Below are 1066 nucleotides of genomic sequence, written 5' to 3' on the forward strand. Positions count from 1 at the left end.
GATATCGCACAGACTTGGCTTCTACTTTCCCCGAAAACCACTTCTGGTGTCAAGTCCCATTATGTTAAGAAAAATGTGACTAATGCATAGCTTAAAAAAGGGGGACTTTGAGTATGGCTCCCCCCTTTTTTAAGGGGGGCTGGGGGGGATCATCATCTGGCGTAAAACTTTGAAAACACGCCCTAGTCTGTAATCGGGCAAGGGAAGCGTGCTTCTCTTGGGCAACCTTGGGCAAGATTTGGCCTGTACTGTGGTTGGTATAAACTGAACCAGTGAAATTTTGTAAGTAGCTATGACCCAGTCGATCCCAAGGATTGCCCTCGCAGAATTCCTCACTCAAGCCAATATTGAGGCTTCTCCGGCATGGGAATTAATTGATGGGCGAGCAGTCCAAAAACCAATGCCAACCCTCTTTCACTCGCGCCTACAACGCAATCTGGTTAATTACATTAATGATCGTACCAATCGATTTGAAGCGGTGCAGGAGCTACGCTGCATCATACCTCCCTACTCGCCAGTGCCAGATATTGCTATCGTTGCTTGCGATCATCTTCCTGATCAGGACGGACCCCTTGATGGAGCACCCGATTGGCTGATAGAAATTCGTTCCCCTGACCAAAGCACTTTAAACTTGCAAAACAAGATTCTGCATTGCCTCAGTAATGGAACACAATTAGCCTGGTTAATCGATTTCGCTCGTCAGCAGATTTGGGTCTGGCAGGGAGATGACCTACCCATAGTCTGTTCAGGAGAAGAAATTCTACCAAGCTTAGGCATTCTCCCCGAACTTACGGTCAACGGGGTAATGACTATGACTCGCCGATCATAGATCGTTGCCCCTTACCTAATTTTATGCTATTTGTTGCCCGAGATCGATGATGTTGGGTTGAGCTTCGTGAAATCCAACCGACAAGATAATGCGTTCGCGAAGCGGTTCCATTCGCGTAGCGTGGCCCATTCGCGTAGCGTGGCCTTTTGGCCAAGGCCAAGGAGCATCGCACTAAAAAACTTAAAATCCACCACAGCCCCAAACATAGCTCCTGGCTCAATATCGCAGAAATCGAAC

At 47.8% G+C, this 1066-nt stretch carries 2 protein-coding genes; one reads left to right on the forward strand and one right to left on the reverse strand.

The genetic code is table 11. The features are described from left to right. Positions 1-292 precede the first annotated feature (292 nt). On the forward strand, positions 293-829 hold the full coding sequence (locus tag F6K37_RS44080; RefSeq protein WP_008189645.1) for a Uma2 family endonuclease: 537 nt from the start codon (positions 293-295) through the stop codon (positions 827-829). A 26-nt stretch (positions 830-855) separates the two neighbouring features. Here the strand turns inward: F6K37_RS44080 and F6K37_RS44085 are convergent. Then, the coding region (locus F6K37_RS44085; protein WP_287257440.1) for a hypothetical protein at positions 856-1066 on the reverse strand (211 nt) is incomplete at its 5' end.

Origin of the sequence: Moorena sp. SIO4E2 (assembly GCF_010671945.1) — a bacterium.
Lineage (GTDB): Bacteria > Cyanobacteriota > Cyanobacteriia > Cyanobacteriales > Coleofasciculaceae > Moorena > Moorena producens.

Bases quoted from the DNA above. Each gene is read 5' to 3' on its own strand.
- F6K37_RS44080 (WP_008189645.1), top strand. From the start codon at position 293: ATGACCCAGTCGATCCCAAGGATTGCCCTCGCAGAATTCCTCACTCAA.